Genomic DNA, 17,892 nt, shown 5'->3' on the forward strand with positions numbered 1-17,892 from the left:
GGAAACGGCCTTGGGGGAAAGCCCCCCTCCCATGTGTTGGGGGGAAGGGTTTTCCCCCCGCGATGGCGCTACACCCTCAATAAGCCTGGCTCACCGAACGCGGCGCCACTGGCTGGTTGTCATTGGAAATCGTCACTTCCACCCGACGGTTCTGCGCGCGCCCCGAGTTGCTCGCGTTATCGGCCACCGGGAACTCCTTGCCATAGCCCTGGGCAACTACCCGTGCAGGGTCTACCCCGGCACGCACCAGAGCCGCACGCACAGAGGCGGCACGGCGCTCGGACAGCGACTGGTTGTAGCTGGAGCTGCCTTTGCTGTCGGTGTAACCCTCGACGATCACCTTGCGATCAGGGTTCTCCTGAAGGTAGCGCGCCAGCGTGGTGACGTTGGGCAAGGCACTGCTCTTGAGCGTGGCTTTGTCGAAGTCGAACAGCACATCACCGAAGGTTACCAACGTGCCGCGATCGGTCTTCTTGGCATTGAGGCTGTCCTGCAGCTTTTTGATCTGCGCGTCGCGAGCATCCAGGCGCGCCTGGGCACGCTGGGCGGAAGCATCTTTCAAGGTGCCTTCGGCCGTGCGCAGGGCAATGGTCTGTTTGGCCACTTCAACGCGCTGGTTGGTCAGGTAGGCCAACTGATCGACTTGCTTCTGGTCTTCTTTGTTCATGAACGCCGCTTCGGCTTTGTTCAACGAATCCTGGGCGTCCTTGGTTTCGAGGGCGGCGACCTTGCTCGACTGCGGGTTGCTCTGCAGCGTGGAGAAGTTGGTCTTCGCGGATTCCAGGTTGGCGTTAGGTTGTGTGGCGCAGGCGCTCAGACCAACGCTCAGGGCCAGCAGGGTGGGGATCATCAAGTGATTACGCATAATGTTCATCCTTTGATCAATTACTAATGCATGGGTCGATAACGCAGCCTCACTGGGCGCTGCGCAGGCCTTCCTCACGCACGTCCTGAACACCCTGATGGGCGTCTTGCACGGCTTTCTCGGCCTTGGCGGCCTGGGCTTTGCGTTCGGCGACGCGGGCATCCCACTCGGCCTGCTCGGCCAGGCGCTTGGCGTCGTCGTACTGCTTGTCATGCATGGCGATTTCAGCTTGTTTGAGCTTGTCCTGGGCCGCTTTCATTTCTACGGCGGCAAACTCGGTGCCTCCGGCGCTGACGGCCGAATTGACGGCTGACTGGGTCACGGCGTACTGCTCGGTAGGCGGCTTACCGGCACAGCCGGCGAGCACCAGGCTACTGCCAAGGGCCAGTGCGGCCAGTTTGATACCGCGCAAGTGAGAGGGTGAGATGTTAGCGGGACGGGTCTTCATGGTGGTCAACTCCATTGGATCACTCCTGATGAACAACGAATTCCGTAACAGTCCATCGGCGCGACCCACCTACTGTGATGAGGGGAGGGTTTTGCCGTGATGGCTATTGGCTGTGACCGAGGGGGTTTTTCAATAGTTCAGAAAAAATTGCCGCGGATTTACGGGTATTTCTGACTGATCGGTCAGCCAGTTTTTTCCGGAACTTCAGGCGTTGGCCGTGGTACGCGGGCGCCTGCGCGGGCACCCGGTAGCGGCTGAAAGGGAGGGGCGTCAGTGGGTCGATTCGTCCTTGTGGCTGCTCATGTCGTGCAGGTAACGACGTGACAGCGCAAGGAAACGCGGCGTGGGACCGATGTCTTCGTAGAGCGGATCACCTTCTTCATCGGTGGCGATTACCTGGTGCCCCTGAATGTAGGGGAAGCTCGTTTCCAGTTCTTCCAGGGCCGCTCCCAGCAGCTCTCCGAGCAGTTCTTCAGGGCGGCGCCTGGGGTACATTTCGGCCAGGGCGGCCAGTCGCGCCGCCGATTCCACGTCCAGGTGCAGGACATGGCCGGTCGGGCTCATACGACCTTTGTCGTTCTGTTCCCAGTGCCGGGCAAGCTCACGGATTTTCATACTGACCTCATCAATCCTCAGGGACCTGTTTTCAGCGTAGTCACTGTGCAGCCTTTGGTCTGCCTTGAAAGCATGACCGGTACTGGGGCACTCTGGAGCCAGAGCGGTTTTCCAGGAATGCCGGAGACAAGGCTGATGACTGATATCGATGTGCGCTTGCGTGAAGATGTTCATTTGTTGGGCGAGTTGTTGGGGGACACCATTCGTGAGCAGCATGGCGAAGCGTTCCTGCAGAAGATCGAAGATATCCGCCGCAGCGCCAAGGCCGACCGCAGTGGTGCCGCCGAGCAATTGAGCTCGACCCTCAATGACCTCGCTGACGATGAATTGCTGCCGGTAGCGCGGGCGTTCAACCAGTTTCTCAACCTGGCCAACATCGCCGAGCAGTATCAGCTGATTCGCCGCCGCGACAGCGGTCAGGCCGAGCCCTTCGAATCCCGGGTGCTGCCCGAGCTGCTGGCGCGGCTCAAGGCCGCCGGGCACAGTGACGATGCACTGGCGCGTCAGCTCGGCAAGCTCAATATCGAGCTGGTATTGACCGCCCACCCTACCGAAGTGGCCCGTCGTACGCTGATCCAGAAGTACGATGCGATCGCTGCGCAATTGGCCGCGCAGGATCATCGCGACCTGACGCCCGCCGAACGCGAGCAGGTCCGTGAGCGTTTGCAGCGGCTGATCGCCGAAGCCTGGCACACCGAGGAAATCCGCCGCACCCGGCCAACGCCGGTGGATGAAGCCAAATGGGGCTTCGCGGTGATCGAGCATTCGCTGTGGCAGGCCATTCCGCATCATCTGCGCAAAGTCGACAAAGCGCTGCATGAGGCTACCGGCCTGCATTTGCCGCTGGAGTCCGCGCCGATCCGTTTTGCCTCGTGGATGGGCGGTGATCGCGACGGCAACCCCAATGTCACTGCCCCGGTAACCCGCGAAGTGCTGTTGCTGGCGCGCTGGATGGCCGCTGACCTGTTCCTGCGTGATATCGATGCCCTGGCCGCCGAGCTGTCCATGCAGCAGGCCAGCGAGGCGCTGAGGGCCAAGGTGGGCGATTCTGCCGAGCCTTATCGGACGCTACTCAAACAATTGCGTGATCGCCTGCGGGAGACCCGCGCCTGGGCGCAAAGCGCCTTGAAGTCGCCGCAAACGCCGTCGCCGCTGGTGTTGCAGCACAACCACGACCTGTTCGAGCCCCTGCACCTGTGTTTCGAGTCGCTGCATGCCTGCGGCATGGGAGTTATCGCCAATGGCCCGTTGCTCGACTGTCTGCGCCGGGCAGTGACCTTCGGTCTGTTTCTGGTGCGCCTGGACGTGCGTCAGGACGCCGCCCGGCACACTGCCGCGCTCAGTGAAATAACCGAGTACCTGGGGCTGGGGCGTTATGCAGACTGGGACGAAGACGCGCGAATCGCCTTCCTTCAGCAGGAACTCAGCAATCGTCGACCGCTGCTGCCGGGTTACTTCAAGCCGCAGGACGATACCGCCGAGGTGCTGGCCACCTGTCGCGAGATTGCCGCGGCACCTGCCGCATCGCTGGGGTCATATGTGATTTCCATGGCCGGTGCCGCCTCCGATGTGCTCGCCGTGCAACTTCTGCTCAAAGAATCCGGTGTACTGCGCCCGATGCGCGTGGTGCCACTGTTTGAAACCCTCGCCGACCTGGATAACGCCGGCCCGGTGATGGAGCGTCTGCTCGGTTTGCCCGGTTATCGCAGCGCCCTGCATGGCCCGCAAGAAGTGATGATCGGCTACTCCGATTCCGCCAAGGATGCCGGCACAACGGCGGCCGCCTGGGCCCAGTACCGGGCGCAGGAGACTCTGGTGCGCATCTGCCACGAGCAGCAGGTCGAGTTGCTGTTGTTTCACGGTCGCGGTGGCACCGTCGGACGTGGTGGCGGCCCTGCCCACGCGGCAATTCTGTCGCAACCACCAGGCTCGGTCGCGGGACGTTTTCGTACCACCGAACAGGGCGAGATGATCCGTTTCAAGTTTGGCCTGCCAGACATCGCCGAGCAGAACCTGAACCTGTACCTGGCTGCGGTGCTGGAAGCGACCTTGCTGCCGCCGCCACCACCACAACCGGCCTGGCGCACGCTGATGGACGAGCTGGCGGCCGACGGGGTCCAGGCTTACCGTGGTGTAGTGCGTGAGAACCCCGAGTTCGTCGAGTACTTCCGACAGTCGACCCCGGAACAGGAACTGGGGCGTTTGCCGTTGGGCAGTCGCCCGGCCAAACGCCGCGCCGGCGGCATCGAGAGCCTGCGGGCGATTCCGTGGATCTTCGGCTGGACCCAGACGCGGCTGATGCTCCCGGCTTGGCTGGGCTGGGAAGCGGCGCTGAACAATGCCTTGAGCCGTGGGCAGGGCGATTTGTTGGCCGAGATGCGCGAGCAGTGGCCGTTCTTCCGTACCCGCATCGACATGCTGGAAATGGTACTGGCCAAGGCCGACGCGGAAATCGCCCGCTCCTACGACGAACGTCTAGTGCAACCAGAACTGCGACCTTTGGGTGTACATTTGCGCGACCTATTGTCGCAGGCGTGCAGGGTGGTGCTGGGGCTGACCGGGCAGCCGGTGCTACTGGCGCACAGCCCGGAGACCCTGGAATTCATCCGTCTGCGCAACACGTACCTGGACCCGCTACATCTATTGCAGGCTGAGTTGCTGGCCCGTTCGCGCACGCGTGAAGCCGCTCTGGATAGCCCGCTGGAGCAGGCTCTGCTGGTCACTGTCGCGGGAATTGCGGCGGGCTTGCGCAATACCGGGTGAGATAAATCGCCGCACCGCCGAGAGGCTGCAAGTAGAGGGGAGAATGCTTGCAAAGCAATAGGTTGCGCTCGGCGCAACCTGAGCTTTATACGGCAAGTGTGTGGGGTTTTTTCCGACTTTCGACCGCTTGTGTGGCTTGAAGGCGCTGTGTATCTTGAGCAGCCTTTTGACCGATTTGTGGTCATGACCCAATTCCGGACTTGGCCCTCTGCGCCGACTCCATTGATTTGCTTACAAAAATGAGGAGCACAATATGCGCGTGATTCTGCTGGGAGCTCCCGGGGCCGGTAAAGGTACTCAGGCAAAGTTCATCACCGAAAAATTCGCCATTCCACAGATCTCCACCGGTGACATGCTGCGCGCCGCTGTCAAGGCCGGCACCCCGCTGGGTCTGGAAGCCAAGGCGATCATGGACGCTGGCAAGCTGGTTTCCGACGAGTTGATCATCAACCTGGTCAAGGACCGCATCGCCCAGCCTGACTGCGCGAACGGTTTCCTGTTCGACGGTTTCCCTCGCACCATTCCTCAGGCTGAAGCCCTGGTGACTGCCGGTGTCGAGCTGGATGCCGTGGTTGAAATCGCCGTTGAAGACGAAGAAATCGTTCAGCGTATTGCCGGTCGTCGCGTTCACGAAGGTTCGGGCCGCGTTTACCACGTGGTCTACAACCCGCCGAAGGTTGAAGGCAAGGACGACGAAACCGGTGAAGCGCTGGTTCAGCGTAAAGACGACACCGAAGAAACCGTGCGTCATCGCCTGTCGGTCTACCACGACCAGACCAAGCCACTGGTAGACTTCTACCAGAAGCTCTCCGCTGCCAATGGCGGCAAGCCGAAGTACGCGCACATCGAAGGCGTGGGCTCGGTTGATGCCATCACCACCAAGGTGCTGGCCGCACTGAGCTGATTGACGCTCGGTAGTGCAGACAACGGCCCGCTTGCGGGCCGTTGTTGTTTATAATGCCGCTCTTTTTTCTCTCGCCTGGATACACCGATGACCACCTTGCTGGCCCTGGATACCGCCACTGAAGCCTGCTCCGTTGCCTTGCTGCATGACGGCAAGGTTTCCAGCCATTATGAGGTGATCCCGCGCCTGCACGCCCAGAAGCTGCTGCCAATGATCCAGCAACTGTTGGCCGATGCCGGCACCACGCTGGCAGCGGTAGACGCCATTGCCTTTGGGCGTGGGCCGGGTGCCTTCACCGGCGTGCGTATTGCCATTGGTGTGGTCCAGGGCCTGGCCTTTGCGCTGGAGCGTCCGGTCTTGCCGGTGTCGAACTTGGCGGTGCTGGCTCAGCGGGCCCTGCGCGAGCAGGGCGTAAGCCAGGTCGCAGCCGCCATCGATGCGCGCATGGACGAGGTGTACTGGGGCTGCTACCAGGCCGTCGACGGGGAAATGCGTCTGCTCGGCGAAGAAGCGGTGCTGCCACCGGAGCGGGCCGTTTTACCGGCAGGCAGCAGTGGTGATTGGTTCGGCGCAGGCACCGGCTGGGGTTACGCCGAGCGCATTCCGGTGACCCTGAGCGGTCAGGATGCCGCTCTCTTGCCGCATGCCCTGGACCTGCTGACCCTGGCCACCTTCGCCTGGCAGCGCGGCGAGAGCATCCCTGCCGACCAGGCTCAGCCGGTCTACCTGCGCGACAACGTGGCCACCCCGAAAGCGCGCTGAGTGCTGTTCGTCGGTTATTCCCAGGCCAAATAAAACCTTTTGCCCGAACTGTGGTCCAGTTATCAGTCGGGCATTAGCGAAGGATCTCTGGTGCTGCTAAATTGCCATCATTGTTCCTGAGAAGATCGCCATGCGTATCGACGGTTTTTCCTCACAGTCCTATCCGATCAAACGGACCCCGCGCAAAGCGCCGGTTCGCAGCGATGATGTGGACGAGGATCTTCCAGGCGAATTCGAAGTACAGCCTCAGGCCAGCAGCGGCCAGGCGCGTACCGGTGGGCTGCCTGCGCGCCAGCAGGACATGATCTTTCCTCGCGCCCGCGACAAGCGCACCGCCCAGGCCCTGACCAGCTACCTGACCACGGCAGGTTTCGTGGATTGGGAGATGGAAGTACTGGGGTTGGACCTGTACATTTGATGGATGAGTCTGTCCACGCTTCCCTATTATCTCGGTTGTCCCTCCTGGAGTGAAAACGCCTGGCGCGAGTACCTCTACCCGGCGGACGCTAAAACCGGCGAGTTTCTTGGCCTCTACAGCCAGGTCTTCAATGCCGTAGAAGGCAACACCACCTTTTATGCCCGCCCGGCACCGGCGACCATCGAGCGTTGGGCCCAGGTCATGCCCGCGCACTTTCGTTTTACCGCCAAGTTTCCTGGCGACATCAGCCATGGCGGTGACTTGCGCGAGCAATTGGTCGCAGCACAGACCTTCATTGAACTGCTCAAGCCTCTGGGGGCGCGGGTAGCGCCTTACTGGCTGCAATTGCCGGCGTCCTTCGGCCCGGCGCGAATAGGTGAGCTGATCGCGTTCCTTGATGAAGTTGACGTGCCAGTCGCCGTGGAGGTGCGCAACCGTGCTTTTTTCGCCAAAGGCGAGGAAGAACGCTTGCTCAATCGGCTGCTGCAGGGGCGCGGCGTCGAGCGCATCTGCCTGGATCCGAGGGCACTGTTCAGTTGTACTTCGCGCGACCCGGGCGTACTTCATGCCCAGTCGAAAAAGCCGCGGGTACCGCCACGGCCGACCGCCTTCAGTCAGCATCCGCAGGTGCGCTTTATCGGCCACCCGGAACTGGCGGCCAATGAACCCTTTCTACTGCCATGGATAGACAAAGTGGCGGCCTGGATCGAGGAAGGGCGCAGCCCCTACGTTTTCCTGCATACTGCCGATAATCGCCTGGCCGCTGCCTTGGCGCAGCGTTTTCATCGCGGTCTGATGGAGCGCTTGCCTGGATTGCCGGCCTTGCCTGAACTGGACAGGGCGCCTGAGGCCGAACAACTCGGTCTGCTCTGAACGCGTCCTGCCGTCTGCCCGGGAGCCGTGATCATGGATGTACAAACCCTGCGTGCCGAAGCCTTCAAAGCCCTGCATGAGCGCGATCGCGCCTTCGTCATTCCCAATCCTTGGGATGCCGGCTCCGCCAAGCTACTGGCCAGCCTCGGCTTCGAAGCACTGGCTACCACCAGTGCCGGGCTGGCTTTTTCTCTCGGGCGGCCGGATGCCGAAGGCGCCATGACCCTGGAAGAAACCCTCGACAATGCCCGCGCCATTGTCGATGCCACGGCATTGCCGGTGGCGGCCGACCTGGAGAACGGCTTCAGCGATGACCCCAAAGGCTGCGCCGAGGCGATTCTGCAGGGCGCCCAGGCAGGCCTGGTGGGCGGTTCCATCGAGGACGCCAGCGGCAATGCCGAAGAGCCGATCTACAGCTTCCATCATGCGGTGGAGCGGGTTGAAGCGGCTGTGGCGGCCGCGCGAAGCCTGGACTTCCCGTTCATGCTCTGTGCCCGTGCCGAAAACCTGCTGCATGGTCGCATGGACCTGGACGACACCATTGCCCGTCTGCAAGCCTTCGCCGAAGCGGGTGCCGATGTGTTGTATGCGCCTGGATTGCGCACCGCAGATGAAATTCGTGCGGTGGTCCAGGCCGTCGCGCCGAAACCGGTGAACGTGTTGATGGGCATGAAAGGCGTGCAATTGGGCGTCAACCAGTTGCAGGACCTGGGTGTGCGGCGCATCAGTGTCGGTTCGTCGCTGATGCGCGCCGCTTATGCTGCGTTCTACCGTGGTGCCGAGGAAATCCTGACTCAGGGCACGTTTACCTATGGCGACCAGGCCATGCCGTTCGATAAGTTGAATCAGTTGTTCCGGCGTTGAGCCGAATGCGCAAGGGCGTGCTGCTGCTGTGCCTGGTGTTGGTCGGCCTGTCGGTTTATGCCTGGCGACAAGGTTGGCGTCTGCCGGATGCCTGGAACCCTTGGGCCGCGCTTGATGTGCGTGAGCCGCCGAACCTGCTGACGCCTTATAAACTCGGGCGTTTGCAGGATGATTCGCAACGCTGTGCACAAGCCTTGGCCACCTCCGGCTTGCGCTATCGCCCACAGGTCGACAGTCCGCCTGACGCGCCATGCCCCCTGGAAAACGTAGTGCGTGTCGAAGGCTCGTCGGTGCGACTGAGCAGTAGCTTCCTCGCCAGTTGTCCGCTGGCGGTGGCGTATGCCCTGTTCGAGCGCCACGCATTGCAGCCCGCGGCGCAGCGCGCGTTTTCACAACCGGTAGTGCAGATCGACCATCTGGGCAGCTTTGCCTGTCGCAACATGTACAACCGCAAGGTCGGCCGCCTCAGCCAGCATGCTTCGGCAAATGCGCTGGACATTGCCGGCTTTCGCCTGGCTGACGGCCAACGTATCCAGTTACTCAAGGACTGGCCGGGAGAGGGCGCCAAGGCACGCTTTCTAAAGGATGTGCACGCCAGTGCCTGTGACAGCTTCAATACCGTGCTGGGGCCGGACTACAACGCCGCGCACCGCAATCACTTTCATCTGGACATGGGCTTCTGGCAGATCTGTCGTTAAGGCTCAGGCGGCGATGCGCACGTTGTTCAGCACCACGGGGCGGGCCCAGCGGGTGTCGAAGTCGAGGGCTGATTGCTGGGCCACCAGGGTAGGTTCGTCGAACGGCTCAGGTGCTTTGTCGAGCAGATCCATCTCGAACTCGGCGATCGGCAGGTACAGTGCTTTTGGCGCAGGTCCCGGCCCAGGCTCGGGCAGCGGATGGCCCTGGCTCATGACCACCGGGCGTACCCAGGTGTTGCTGATATCCAGCTGGCGCTGTTGTTCGATCAGTTCGACGTCGCTGAACGGTGGCGCAAGCTTTTCCAGCAGTTCTGGCTCGAACTCGGCAATCGGCAGGAACAAAGGCTCAGGCGGGGCGAGTTCGGTGTCCTGGACATTGCACAGGCGCTGGGTATGGATTTGCGCCAGTACCTGACTGCCGCCCAAAGGCTCGCCGGTGGTCTTGTCGAATTGCTCGATGGCGACCGTGTCAGCTTCAGTGCCTTCACGCTGTTGCTCAGCCAGGGCACGGGCAAAAAAATCCTGCCACAGGTGGCTGACGCCGCCCAGTGCCTGGGTATTGTGCCGGCCATAATCGCCAACGGGCGATAAGTAACCTGAGCTGAGCTGAAGAATGTCGGTCATGGCAGTCGCGGGCCGTGAAGGTCTGGCAAAATAGCGAATACTTCGTATATCGGCCGTGGCCGACGATCATTTAATTTTTTTGAGTACAGGATTTGATGGTGGAGCAACTGGCGGACGGCGGTATCCGGGTCGAGGCACTGACAGCCGATTATCAGGCCACGGCCCAAGCGTGGGCGCAGCGCCTGGACCTGCCGCTGGCGGACGACAACGCCGGTTTCGCCGTGCAGGTCGGTGCCAGCGGGCTGCAGATCCAGCAGCTCGGAGCGCAGGCTCCTGGACCGGTGCGGGTCGACTTTGTCGAGGGCGCGGCGGCGCACCGGCGGGTGTTCGGGGGTGGCAGCGGGCAGATGATCGCTAAAGCCGTGGGCATCGCCCAGGGCGTACGACCGCAGGTGCTGGACGCTACAGCGGGGCTTGGTAAGGATGCCTTCGTGCTGGCCAGCCTGGGTTGTCAGATGACCTTGATCGAGCGCCAGCCGCTGGTTGCCGCGCTGCTTGAAGATGGCCTGGCCCGGGCTGCCAGTGACCCTGAGGTCGGCCCGATCGTGGCGCGTATGCAGCTGCTCACCGGCAACGCCATCGAGCGCATGCGCAACTGGCAGGGCGAGCCACCGCAAGTGATCTACCTCGACCCGATGTTCCCGCACCGGGACAAGAGTGCCCTGGTGAAAAAGGAAATGCGCGTGTTCCGCCCCCTGGTCGGCGATGACCTGGATGCGCCCGCGCTGCTCGAAGCAGCCCTGGCCCTGGCCAGCCACCGGGTGGTGGTCAAGCGCCCGCGCAAGGCGCCGATCATCGACGGCCCCAAGCCGAGTCACAGCCTCGAAGGCAAGTCGAGCCGCTACGACATCTATCCGAAGAAAGCGCTCAAAGCCTGATCAGGGACGATAAGCGCGCAGGAACATGCTGACCACTTCTGCCACATGCGCCTGGGCGGCTTCGGCGTCCAGGGCAGGGGCATAACCGAGCAGCAGGCGATAGTTCGGCGCGCCCTTGAGCAGGCAGAAAAAGTGTTCTGCCGCCTTGTCCGGGTGCTCGATGCGCAACAGGCCGCGTTGGTCGACACGCTGCAGCAACAGCTCCATCTCGCGCAGCACCCGCAACGGGCCTGCTTCGAAGAAGATCTGGCTGAGCTTGGGGTCCTGGGTGCCCAGAGTCATGATCAGCCGGGTCAGTTGCACCGACTGGTCGCTGCTGATCAGCGCCTGGAAACCACAGCCGATATTGAGCAGCACTTGCTCCAGCGGTACGCCGTCAGGCAGTTCGAAGATCAGCTCCGGCAACTGTGCCGTGCAAGTGGCAGAGATCGCTGCAGTGAACAGCGTTTCCTTGTCGGTGAAGTGGCTGTAGACCGTCAGTTTTGAAACACCTGCCGCTGTCGCGACCGCATCCATGCTGGTGCTGGCATAGCCAAGAGTGAGAAACAGCTGCTTGGCCGCCTCGAGAATGGCCTGGCGCTTTGCCAGGTCCTTGGGCCGGCCGGGGCCGACGGGAGCGGTGAGATCGTTGGGCATGGGTGACTTGTACAGATTCCGGTAAGTGGACATGGTACATCGCCGGCCCGTCCCGGGCTGGCAGATATCGTCATAACGAGCGCCTGTTAATACGTTTTTTCTCTTGGGCGGGCGCTTCCCCGCGTGGGTTCGCTGATTTAATATACTCGCGAGTATAAATATTCAAAGCGTCACTCGCGAAAGGTCATTCATCATGTTGCGCCATGCCTTGCCCCTCGCTCTGCCCGTTGCTCTTGTCTTGCTGCTTTCTGCTTGCGGGCAGGAGAGCACGCCGCAGACTTCCCTGCGTCCCGCCATGGTGGTGCAGCCGCAACCGGCCAGCGCCGCTGCCGACAGCTACCCGGGCGAGGTGCGAGCGCGCTTCGAGCCGGAACTGGCGTTCCGCATCGCAGGCAAGGTCAGTAAACGCCTGGTGGAAGAAGGGCAGCGGGTCAAGGTCGAGCAGCCATTGGCCGAACTCGACCCGCAGGATGTGCGCCTGCAACTGGAAGCGAGTCGCGCCCAGCTGGCCGCCGCCGAAGCCAACCTGAACCTGGTCAAGGCCGAGCGTGACCGCTACAAGACCTTGCTCGACCGGCAGATGGTCAGCCGTTCCCAGTACGACAATGCCGAAAACCTCTACCGCGCCGGTCTGGCCCGGCTCAAGCAGGTGCGTGCCGAGTTCGACGTGGCCGGCAACCAGGCGGAGTACGCCGTGCTGCGTGCTTCTCAAAATGGCGTCATTGCCAAGCGCCAGGTCGAGGTGGGGCAAGTGGTCGCCGCCGGCCAGACCGTCTTTACCCTGGCCGCCGATGGTGAGCGTGAGGTGTTGATTGGATTGCCGGAGCAGCAATTCGGGCGCTTCAAGGTCGGCCAACCAGTGGCGGTCGAGCTGTGGTCGCAACCGGATCAACGTTTCACCGGGCGCATTCGCGAACTGTCGCCTTCGGCCGATCCGCGCTCGCGGACTTACGCCGCACGTATTGCCTTCAGCGCCGGCAAAGTACCGGCAGAGCTCGGCCAGAGCGCCCGGGTATTTATTCAGCATGCTGAACAGGTGCCGCTGGCGGTGCCGCTGTCGGCGCTGACCGCCGAGAACGGCCAGACCTACGTCTGGCGCGTGGATGCCAATAACACCCTCAAACGCGTCCCGGTGCGCGTGGGCGCCTACGGCGAAAACAGTGTCCCGGTACTTGAAGGCCTCAGTGCGTCGGACTGGGTAGTGGCGGCCGGCGTGCATGTGCTCCAGGAGGGGCAGCAGGTGCGTCCGGTGGATCGTTCCAATCGTGTGGTGAATCTGGCGGCCAAGGAGTAAGTCCCGATGGGTTTCAACCTTTCCGCCTGGGCGCTGCGCAATCGCCAGATCGTGCTGTTCCTGATGATCCTGCTGGCTGTGGTCGGCGCGTTGTCCTACACCAAACTGGGGCAGAGTGAAGATCCGCCCTTCACCTTCAAGGCCATGGTCATTCGTACCATCTGGCCGGGGGCCAGCGCCGAGGAAGTCTCGCGTCAGGTCACCGAGCGCATCGAAAAGAAGCTGATGGAGACCGGCGAGTACGAGAAAATCGTCTCGTTCTCGCGACCAGGTGAATCGCAAGTGACGTTCATGGCGCGCGACTCGATGCACTCGGCCGACATCCCCGAGTTGTGGTACCAAATCCGCAAGAAAGTCGCGGATATCCGCCATACCTTGCCGCCCGGCATCCAGGGGCCATTTTTCAATGACGAGTTCGGTACCACCTTCGGCAACATCTACGCGCTGACCGGTGAAGGGTTCGACTATGCCGTGCTCAAGGACTACGCCGACCGTGTGCAGATCCAGCTGCAACGGGTCAAGGATGTGGGCAAGGTCGAGCTGCTCGGGCTGCAGGACGAGAAGATCTGGATTGAACTGTCCAACCTCAAGCTGGCCACCCTCGGTTTACCCCTGGCTGCGGTGCAGCAGGCTTTGGAAGAGCAGAACGCAGTCAGCACCGCCGGTTTCTTCGAGACCCCCAGCGAGCGCTTGCAACTGCGGGTGAGCGGACGCTTTGATACGGTCGAGCAGATCGAGCAGTTCCCGATTCGTGTCGGCGACCGCACCTTCCGCATCGGCGATGTGGCCCATGTGCGTCGCGGCTTCAACGATCCACCCGCGCCGCGCATGCGCTTCATGGGCGAGGATGCGCTTGGACTTGCCGTATCGATGAAGCCCGGTGGCGACATTTTGGTGCTGGGCAAGGCGCTGGAGGCCGAGTTCGCCCGCATTGCCCACAACCTGCCGGCTGGCATGGAGCTGCGCAAAGTTTCGGATCAGCCAGCGGCGGTGAAGACCGGCGTCGGTGAGTTCGTTCAGGTGCTGGTCGAGGCGCTGGCAATCGTGCTGCTGGTGAGCTTCTTCTCACTCGGTATGCGTACCGGCCTGGTGGTGGCGCTGGCCATTCCACTGGTGCTGGCGATGACCTTCGCGACCATGTATTACCTGGGTATCGGCCTGCACAAGATTTCCCTGGGGGCGCTGGTACTGGCCCTGGGGTTGCTGGTGGACGATGCGATCATTGCCGTCGAGATGATGGCGATCAAGATGGAACAGGGCTTCGATCGCATCAAGGCGGCGAGCTATGCCTGGACCAGCACGGCGTTCCCGATGCTCACCGGCACCTTGATTACCGCGGCAGGTTTCTTGCCGATTGCGACCGCCCAGTCCAGCACCGGTGAGTACACCCGTTCGATCTTTCAGGTGGTGACCATTGCACTGATTGCCTCGTGGATCGCCGCCGTGGTTTTTGTGCCCTATCTGGGCGAGCGCCTGCTGCCGGACCTGGCCAAGCTGCACGCGGCCAAGCACGGTACGGCCGAAGGTGGCCCTGATCCGTACGGTACGCCGTTCTATCAGCGTGTGCGGCGTCTGGTCGGCTGGTGCGTGGAACGGCGCAAGACGGTGATTGTGGCGACTATCGCGCTGTTCATCGGCAGCATTCTATTGTTCCGCTTCGTGCCCCAGCAGTTCTTCCCGGCGTCCGGGCGACTGGAGTTGATGGTCGACCTGAAGCTGGCCGAAGGCGCGTCGCTGAGCAACACCGCCGAGCAGGTCAAACGCCTGGAGGCAATGCTCAAGGAGCGTGCGGGTATCGATAACTATGTGGCTTATGTCGGCACCGGCTCGCCGCGCTTCTACCTGCCGCTGGACCAGCAACTGCCGGCGGCGAGTTTTGCCCAGTTCGTGGTGCTGGCCAAGACCATCGAAGAACGTGAAGCCCTGCGTAGCTGGTTGATTGCTACCCTGGATGAGCAGTTCCCCGACATGCGCTCGCGGGTTACCCGCCTGGAGAACGGTCCGCCTGTGGGCTACCCGGTGCAGTTCCGGGTCACCGGTGAACACATCGAGCAAGTCCGTGCCCTGGCGCGCAAGGTGGCGGCCAAGGTGCGCGAGAACCCGCATGTGGTCAACGTGCATCTGGACTGGGAAGAACCGAGCAAGGTGGTTTATCTAAATATCGACCAGGATCGCGCCCGCGCCCTGGGCGTGAGCACGGCCAACCTGGCGAAGTTCCTGCAGAGCTCGCTGACTGGTTCGTCCGTCAGCCAGTTCCGTGAAGACAACGAGTTGATCGAGATCCTCTTGCGCGGCACCCGCCAGGAGCGCACCGAGCTTGCCAACCTGCCTAGCCTGGCGGTGCCGACCGACAATGGCCGGAGCGTGGCGCTGTCGCAGGTGGCAACGCTTGAGTACGGTTTTGAAGAGGGCATCATCTGGCACCGCAATCGCTTGCCGAACGTGACGGTGCGGGCGGATATCTACGGCAAGGAACAGCCGGTAACCCTGGTGAAGCAGATTCTCCCGACCCTGGACGCGGTGCGCGCCGAACTGCCGGATGGCTACCTGCTGGAAGTCGGTGGTACGGTGGAGGACTCCACGCGCGGGCAGAAGTCGGTGAACGCCGGCGTGCCCTTGTTCATCGTGGTGGTGTTGACCCTGCTGATGCTGCAGCTGCGCAGCTTCTCACGCACGGTGATGGTGTTCCTCACCGCGCCGCTGGGGTTGATCGGGGTGACCTTGTTCCTGCTGGTGTTCCGTCAGCCGTTCGGCTTTGTGGCCATGCTCGGGACTATCGCGCTGTCGGGGATGATCATGCGTAACTCGGTGATTCTGGTCGATCAGATCGAACAGGACATTGCTGCCGGGCTGGATCGCTGGCAGGCGATTATCGAGGCGACGGTGCGGCGTTTCCGGCCGATTGTGCTGACGGCATTGGCCGCCGTGCTGGCGATGATTCCGCTGTCACGCAGCGTGTTCTTCGGGCCGATGGCAGTGGCGATCATGGGCGGGCTGATTGTCGCGACGGCGTTGACGCTGTTGTTCCTGCCGGCGCTGTATGCGGCGTGGTTCAGGGTCAGGAAGACAAATTGAGCTAATGCGGCGAAGTGACAGGCACTTCGCCGTGCTCGTATCACGAAAGCCGATCAGTGATCACCAAGAGTGGCAAAACCCTGTGCGTCCTCGACATGGCCCGTGCCCGGTTTTGAGCTTCAGCGTAATCATTTGCGGTGTCTCACCGCGCGGCTGAAGTTCGAATTGGACATCTCCCGATATGCGCGACCTTGTGTTTACTTTGTACTTCAGCCGAAGCAAGTAGAGGGCACCCACTGTGTACTCGCTGCCGATATCAATGTTGAACGTATTGGGTACTGCCAAGCCTTCGTTCGAGTGAAGGATAGTCGCTGGCGGGAGGGAGAAGTCGGTGGCGTCATAGAGTTCCAGCCAATGACAGGTGGCATCATCGGGCGAACCATCAAAGGCTTTGCTATCCAGCCATCGTGGATCGATGGTGGTGGTTATTTGCAGCGTATTGGATTGCTTCATCGTAGTACTCCTGAGGGTTTACGTGCTTTGCTCAGGGATATTTTCAAAGCCAATGACCTGATCCAACTTGGAAATGCTGGTGGTGGAGCTTGAGTGCTGCATACGTGGAGCCTTCACCCACACGTATGCACTTGTTACGGAATCAAAGCGCGCCGAAAACTTTCTTGGCCAGGCCGGTGGCCGCGGCCGCCGGATTCTGGCGAATGCTTTCTTCCTGCTTGGCGATCATCTCGAACAGGCCGTTGAGCGCTTGTTCGGTCACGTAACCTTCGACATTGGCGTTCTTGGCATCCAGCACGCCAAGGGTCGCGGCTTGTCCGGCGAAGCTGTTGTACTGCTGGGCCAGGCCGACCTGGTCGGTGGCTTTCTTGACGATCGGCAGGAACTTGGCGCGGATCTGCTCGCGGCTGGTCTTGCTCAGGTATTGAGTGGCCGAGTCGTTGCCGCCGGCGAGAATACCCTTGGCATCATCGACGGTCATTTTCTTCACGGCATCGACCAGCAGCGCTTGAGCTTGTGGCACAGCGGCCTCAGCGGCCTGGTTCATGCTGGTTTCCAGCTGTTCGACCTGGGCACCCATACCGAACTGCTTCATTTTCTTCGCTACTTTGCCGAGGTTACCTGGCAGTTCGATGCGCACATCAGGGTTACTGCTGAAGCCTCCAGGCGTACCCAGTTGCTTCACGGCAACCTGGGCGCCTTGGGTCAGGGCGTCTTTCAGACCGCCAGAGGCATCCTTCTGCGACAGATCGCTGAGCGACAACGCCAGAGCACTGGCCGACAGCAGCAAGCCGGCGCACAGGCCGGTGATGGTGAGAGCGGGGCGGAACATGGCAGCATCCTTATCAGTGGTCAGAACGGGCTATCAGCGAACAGCATCAACCTTGATGCGTACCGGCTGCGGGTCGTTGCCATCAAGTTGTACGCCATGGTGCTCGGTGTTGATGAACAGCAACTTGCCGTCCAGTTCGATCCGCGCGCTGACCGCATAGCGATGGCCAGGCTTGACCTGGGCAGGGTCATAGCTGAGGTGGAAGGGCAGCGGCACGTTGCCCTTCACGGGGCCGCTCTGGCTGGCCAGGGTCACAGCAGGGGCGTCCATGAGTGAAACGTCTTGCAGGCTGACACTCAAGGTGGCAGCGGGTGGCAGGGCGATGCGCTGCAGGTAGAAGACTTCGCCATCGAGGCTGGCTTTGCCGCTGGGTGCGTTGCTGGAGCAGGCTGCGAGCAGGGATGCGCAACACAGCAGGAAAAGTTTCTTCATGGGATCTCCGTGGTTCGTAGGTTTGGCTTGTGGCCAAGCCCACGAACTTTAACGGTTTTTCTTGCTCAAGGCCTATGGATGATCAAGATTCATCGTCACCTCATTTTGAGTACCGTCGAGTTTGACGATACATGACGAGGTGTTCAGGAGCAGCAGATTGTCCTCATGGACGATGCGCGCCATCAGGGCATAGGTCATACGCTCGTCTACCATACGGCTGTCATAGCGCAGATTGAAGTCGAAGCCGATCTCGGGACCTGCGAGCAAGGTTTGCTCGGCGAGGGTGATGGCGGGGGCATCTGCGCGGGAAATGTCGGCGAGGGTGAGGGTCACCGTGACGCCGCTGGGCAGGCCGAGGCGGGTGACGGCGAACAGTAGTGTGACATCGAGAGTTTGGTAATCGACTTTGGGCATTGTGCGTTCCTCTACGAGGATTCAGGGAGGCTGCAGCCTGAACC

General features: G+C 61.6%; 19 protein-coding genes. 10 read left to right on the forward strand and 9 right to left on the reverse strand.

The window, feature by feature from the left end:
* Positions 1–76: 76 nt before the first annotated feature.
* From ACO6VD_RS05000 to ACO6VD_RS05010, 3 genes are all read right to left on the reverse strand, one after another.
* On the reverse strand, positions 77–865 hold the full coding sequence (locus tag ACO6VD_RS05000) for an OmpA family protein (RefSeq protein ID WP_422417439.1): 789 nt from the start codon (positions 863–865) through the stop codon (positions 77–79).
* Between the two features lie 49 nt (positions 866–914).
* Positions 915–1,328, reverse strand: coding sequence for a DUF4398 domain-containing protein (locus ACO6VD_RS05005; protein ID WP_422417441.1), 414 nt, complete (start codon positions 1,326–1,328; stop codon positions 915–917).
* Positions 1,329–1,583: 255 nt separating this feature from the next.
* Entirely contained in the window at positions 1,584–1,928 is a 345-nt protein-coding gene (locus ACO6VD_RS05010) for a pilin assembly protein (RefSeq protein WP_400170514.1), read from the reverse strand.
* 135 nt (positions 1,929–2,063) lie between these two features.
* Between ACO6VD_RS05010 and ppc the strand changes: the two genes are divergently transcribed.
* From ppc to ACO6VD_RS05045, 7 genes are all read left to right on the forward strand, one after another.
* Positions 2,064–4,691 carry a phosphoenolpyruvate carboxylase gene (gene ppc / locus ACO6VD_RS05015; RefSeq protein WP_422417443.1) on the forward strand — a complete coding sequence of 876 codons (2,628 nt, stop codon included), beginning with the start codon at positions 2,064–2,066 and terminating at the stop codon, positions 4,689–4,691.
* A 253-nt stretch (positions 4,692–4,944) separates the two neighbouring features.
* Complete coding sequence (gene adk / locus ACO6VD_RS05020) at positions 4,945–5,595, forward strand: adenylate kinase (protein ID WP_422417445.1); 651 nt, start codon at positions 4,945–4,947, stop codon at positions 5,593–5,595.
* A gap of 87 nt (positions 5,596–5,682) precedes the next feature.
* A complete protein-coding gene (gene tsaB / locus ACO6VD_RS05025; protein ID WP_422417447.1) occupies positions 5,683–6,357 on the forward strand; it encodes a tRNA (adenosine(37)-N6)-threonylcarbamoyltransferase complex dimerization subunit type 1 TsaB in 675 nt (224 codons plus the stop codon).
* A 130-nt stretch (positions 6,358–6,487) separates the two neighbouring features.
* Positions 6,488–6,775 carry a hypothetical protein gene (locus ACO6VD_RS05030; protein WP_422417449.1) on the forward strand — a complete coding sequence of 96 codons (288 nt, stop codon included), beginning with the start codon at positions 6,488–6,490 and terminating at the stop codon, positions 6,773–6,775.
* A gap of 3 nt (positions 6,776–6,778) precedes the next feature.
* Positions 6,779–7,648, forward strand: coding sequence for a DUF72 domain-containing protein (locus ACO6VD_RS05035; RefSeq protein ID WP_422417451.1), 870 nt, complete (start codon positions 6,779–6,781; stop codon positions 7,646–7,648).
* Between the two features lie 33 nt (positions 7,649–7,681).
* Positions 7,682–8,512, forward strand: coding sequence for an isocitrate lyase/PEP mutase family protein (locus ACO6VD_RS05040; protein ID WP_422417452.1), 831 nt, complete (start codon positions 7,682–7,684; stop codon positions 8,510–8,512).
* 5 nt (positions 8,513–8,517) lie between these two features.
* Entirely contained in the window at positions 8,518–9,210 is a 693-nt protein-coding gene (locus ACO6VD_RS05045) for an extensin family protein (protein ID WP_422417454.1), read from the forward strand.
* 3 nt (positions 9,211–9,213) lie between these two features.
* On the opposite strand, the gene ACO6VD_RS05050 is transcribed toward ACO6VD_RS05045, so the two are convergent.
* On the reverse strand, positions 9,214–9,834 hold the full coding sequence (locus ACO6VD_RS05050; protein WP_422417456.1) for an energy transducer TonB: 621 nt from the start codon (positions 9,832–9,834) through the stop codon (positions 9,214–9,216).
* A gap of 95 nt (positions 9,835–9,929) precedes the next feature.
* Here ACO6VD_RS05050 and ACO6VD_RS05055 point away from each other — a divergent pair, with 95 nt between their 5' ends.
* Positions 9,930–10,712: a class I SAM-dependent methyltransferase gene (locus tag ACO6VD_RS05055; RefSeq protein WP_422417458.1), complete on the forward strand. Its 783-nt coding sequence runs from the start codon at positions 9,930–9,932 to the stop codon at positions 10,710–10,712.
* On the opposite strand, the gene ACO6VD_RS05060 is transcribed toward ACO6VD_RS05055, so the two are convergent.
* The gene (locus tag ACO6VD_RS05060) at positions 10,713–11,348 is read right to left on the reverse strand and encodes a TetR/AcrR family transcriptional regulator (protein WP_422417491.1); all 636 of its coding nucleotides are present in this window, start codon (positions 11,346–11,348) and stop codon (positions 10,713–10,715) included.
* Positions 11,349–11,541: 193 nt separating this feature from the next.
* On the opposite strand from ACO6VD_RS05060, the gene ACO6VD_RS05065 reads away from it, so the two are divergent.
* Both ACO6VD_RS05065 and ACO6VD_RS05070 read left to right on the forward strand, forming a co-directional pair.
* Entirely contained in the window at positions 11,542–12,642 is a 1,101-nt protein-coding gene (locus tag ACO6VD_RS05065; protein ID WP_422417460.1) for an efflux RND transporter periplasmic adaptor subunit, read from the forward strand.
* Positions 12,643–12,648: 6 nt separating this feature from the next.
* On the forward strand, positions 12,649–15,717 hold the full coding sequence (locus ACO6VD_RS05070) for an efflux RND transporter permease subunit (RefSeq protein ID WP_422417462.1): 3,069 nt from the start codon (positions 12,649–12,651) through the stop codon (positions 15,715–15,717).
* 60 nt (positions 15,718–15,777) lie between these two features.
* Here ACO6VD_RS05070 and ACO6VD_RS05075 read toward each other — a convergent pair whose 3' ends face one another.
* The 4 genes from ACO6VD_RS05075 to ACO6VD_RS05090 form a co-directional block, all read right to left on the reverse strand.
* Complete coding sequence (locus ACO6VD_RS05075) at positions 15,778–16,170, reverse strand: hypothetical protein (protein WP_422417463.1); 393 nt, start codon at positions 16,168–16,170, stop codon at positions 15,778–15,780.
* Positions 16,171–16,312: 142 nt separating this feature from the next.
* Positions 16,313–17,002: a DUF4197 domain-containing protein gene (locus ACO6VD_RS05080; protein ID WP_422417465.1), complete on the reverse strand. Its 690-nt coding sequence runs from the start codon at positions 17,000–17,002 to the stop codon at positions 16,313–16,315.
* Between the two features lie 33 nt (positions 17,003–17,035).
* The gene (locus ACO6VD_RS05085) at positions 17,036–17,434 is read right to left on the reverse strand and encodes a YbaY family lipoprotein (protein WP_422417466.1); all 399 of its coding nucleotides are present in this window, start codon (positions 17,432–17,434) and stop codon (positions 17,036–17,038) included.
* Between the two features lie 72 nt (positions 17,435–17,506).
* On the reverse strand, positions 17,507–17,848 hold the full coding sequence (locus tag ACO6VD_RS05090; RefSeq protein WP_422417468.1) for a YbaY family lipoprotein: 342 nt from the start codon (positions 17,846–17,848) through the stop codon (positions 17,507–17,509).
* Positions 17,849–17,892: the final 44 nt, after the last annotated feature.

This window comes from Pseudomonas sp. GZD-222, assembly GCF_049310525.1.
Lineage (GTDB): Bacteria > Pseudomonadota > Gammaproteobacteria > Pseudomonadales > Pseudomonadaceae > Aquipseudomonas.